Source organism: Nostoc cf. edaphicum LEGE 07299 (assembly GCF_015207245.1).
GTDB classification, from domain to species: Bacteria; Cyanobacteriota; Cyanobacteriia; order Cyanobacteriales; family Nostocaceae; genus Nostoc; species Nostoc edaphicum_B.
The window spans coordinates 1-3,006 of sequence record NZ_JADEXF010000827.1; the positions used below are offsets into that span (position 1 = coordinate 1).

At 44.3% G+C, this 3,006-nt stretch carries 2 protein-coding genes, 1 tRNA gene and 1 pseudogene; 3 read left to right on the forward strand and 1 reads right to left on the reverse strand.

Annotated elements, in window-relative coordinates; all coding sequences use genetic code 11:
* A pseudogene (locus IQ229_RS24290) lies at nt 1–98 on the forward strand (YggT family protein); the annotation flags it as partial.
* Nucleotides 99–175: 77 nt separating this feature from the next.
* Here IQ229_RS24290 and accC read toward each other — a convergent pair.
* On the reverse strand, nt 176–1,519 hold the full coding sequence (accC, locus tag IQ229_RS21260) for an acetyl-CoA carboxylase biotin carboxylase subunit (RefSeq protein ID WP_194047122.1): 1,344 nt from the start codon (nt 1,517–1,519) through the stop codon (nt 176–178).
* Between the two features lie 438 nt (nt 1,520–1,957).
* Here accC and IQ229_RS21265 point away from each other — a divergent pair.
* A tRNA-Leu gene (locus IQ229_RS21265) sits at nt 1,958–2,038 on the forward strand.
* A 197-nt stretch (nt 2,039–2,235) separates the two neighbouring features.
* Entirely contained in the window at nt 2,236–2,865 is a 630-nt protein-coding gene (locus tag IQ229_RS21270; RefSeq protein WP_194047124.1) for a chorismate lyase, read from the forward strand.
* The last annotated feature ends 141 nt before the right edge of the window (nt 2,866–3,006 follow it).

The window sequence follows — 3,006 nt, forward strand, 5'->3', positions numbered from 1 at the left end:
ATATTACACCTATTATTTGGGTTGGTATCTTCAGCCTGCTACGAGAAATCCTACTAGGTCAACAAGGATTGCTGACTATGCTATCTCGTGTGAATTAGGTTACAGGTTACAGGGGACAGGTTACAGGTTATAACCCTGTCCCCTGTAACCTATACCCTGTAACCTTCCCACTCCCCTACCCGTTCATTTCCTGCACAAAATTTGTATAGACATTACCCTGTAAAAACTGTGGAGTTTCCATAATTTTTTGATGAAACCCGATGGTGGTAGGTAGTCCAGTAATGGCACATTCCCGCAGCGCGCGTTTCATCCGGTTAATAGCAGTGGGTCGGTCTGGCGCCCAAACGATTAACTTGCCGATTAAGGAATCGTAGTAGGGCGGGATTTGGTAATCTGTGTAAACGTGGGAATCAATACGCACACCAGGCCCTCCGGGGGGCAGATAGCTACTGATCCTTCCAGGAGAAGGGCGGAAGTCATGATCGGGATCTTCGGCGTTGATTCGACATTCGATCGCATGACCTCGTAATACTACTTGGTCTTGGGTCAGCTTAAGTCTTTCACCTTGAGCAATGCGGATTTGTTCGGCAACCAAATCTATCCCAGTAATCATCTCTGTTACAGGGTGTTCTACTTGAATCCGGGTGTTCATTTCCATAAAGTAGAATTTACCGGATCTATCCAAGAGAAACTCAATAGTACCCGCCCCACTGTAGTTAATGAATTGGGCAGCTTTGACAGCAGCTTGTCCCATTTTCTCACGTAGGTCTTGGTCGAGAGCCGGACTAGGAGCTTCTTCTAACAGCTTTTGATTCCGGCGCTGAATCGAGCAATCCCGTTCACCCAAGTGGATGACATTACCGTAGTTATCTGCCAAAATTTGAAATTCGATGTGGCGGGGACGTTCAATAAATTTTTCTATGTAAACGCCAGAATTCCCAAAAGCTGCTCCTGCTTCGCCTTGAGCTGCGAGAAAAAGTTTCACAAATTCGTCTTCAGAACGAACTAGGCGCATACCCCTTCCACCGCCACCTGCTGTAGCTTTGATCATCACTGGATAGCCGATATCCTTGGCGAATCCTAATCCTTCTTGCTCGGATTCTACCAATCCTTCAGTACCTGGTACTGTCGGTACTCCAGCTTTTTGCATAGTTTCTTTGGCAGTGGATTTATCGCCCATCCGTCTCATAGCTTCTGGAGTTGGGCCGATAAAAGCAATATGATGGTCGGCACAGATTTCCGCAAACCGGGCATTTTCTGCCAAAAAACCATAACCTGGATGAATGGCAGTAGCATTGCGCGTCAGTGCAGCAGCAATAATATTGGGAATATTCAAATAACTTTTACCGCTAACAGGTTCGCCAATGCAAACTGCTTCATCAGCAAGTTGGACGTGCAGAGCATTACGGTCAACGGTGGAGTGAACCGCAACTGTGGCAATTCCCATTTCTTCACAGGCGCGGAGAATGCGAAGGGCGATTTCTCCCCGATTGGCAATTAATATTTTGTCAAACTTCATTTTTTAGTTTCGATATCATTACCAGTAGATTGACATTTTCTCTGATCCAACTTGAAACAATGCTTCCACATTATTTCAAATTATTGCAGGAGATTCGCCACCCTGATCCTAAGCAAACTTGCATATTGCAGGCTTGCTGCCTCTACGGGTCTTACTACACTAACAACATTGCTGCTGTAAGTCTTGGCTAGACTACCAAGCTGGGCTTTTGCATAGGCGTAGCCCTTCCTAGACATCGCCTACAGCAGACGGATACGCCATTGCACCCCGCCAAACACACACAGTAGCTCTACCCTTTTCAATATCCCTTGTACATCTGCTAAATTTCTGTCAGTCTGATACCGCCTTGAGAAAATTTATATTTTTGAGCAGCTGAATTTAGATATCACCTTACTATAATTATTTTCTTATGCTATAGTCTATTCTTAGACAAACCATGCGGATGTGGCGGAATTGGTATACGCGCACGCTTGAGGTGCGTGTGGCTTTGCCTTGGGAGTTCGAGTCTCCCCATCCGCATTTTTGCTTGTTTAAGCATAGGGTCAATAGTCATAGGTCAAAAAACCTTAGATTATTGACCCTTAAATATTAAGTTTGTAGTGAAGACTTGAGTCTTTTTCAGAACCACTCAGTGCTTACTACATATTAAGAATTGCCTTGTCAAAGTACTAGTTTTTTATGCTTTTATAGAAATAGGTGAAGTTTTGTAAAAAGCATTGACTATTTCTTTTCCGCCGACAAACAACCTAACACTGCCACCAGCTTGGCATCGCCTCACTCCGATTTGGCAAGGAGGGGAGGAAATAATTCAACAAAGTTTACCTCACACTCAGCTAGCACCTGCATGGCAGCTAATGCTCTTGGGTGACGGCTCTCCAACACGTCACTTAGAATTGCTCACAGGTGAGGCTGTAGAAGTAGATGTTATTGATATGTCATTGATTGGCATCGACTTGGATGCTGCTCCTGAATTAATCCAAGCTGTCCCAGAACCGCGATTACGGCGACAAGTATGGCTGCGTACCGCTTCTGGTCAAAGATTAGCCTATGCTACTTCGTGGTGGGAAGCCAGTCATGTCGATGAGTATTTGCAAAACCGTTCATTACCAATTTGGGCAAGTTTAGCTCGTCTTCGCACAGAATTGTATCGGGATGTTCGAGGAATTTACTACGGTGACTCATTGGCACTAGAGTCCGGTTTTGGTGTAGCTGGACCTTTTTGGGGTCGCCACTACTTGTTTTGGCATCATGGGCAGCCACTGACATTAATTTATGAAGTTTTTTCACCTTATTTAACCAAATATTTGGGGCCTATGCAGTTGAGTGCTATTAATGCTGAGGCATAGTATTATTTAAAAGTTTTTCATCTTTTACAGTGCGCCCCAGAGCAGGGGAATTTTGCATTAATGACTTTGAAGATGAGTAATCTATGTAAATTACCGGACACAAATGGAGGCTATATAAATATAATGTGGTCGGTTACAGAT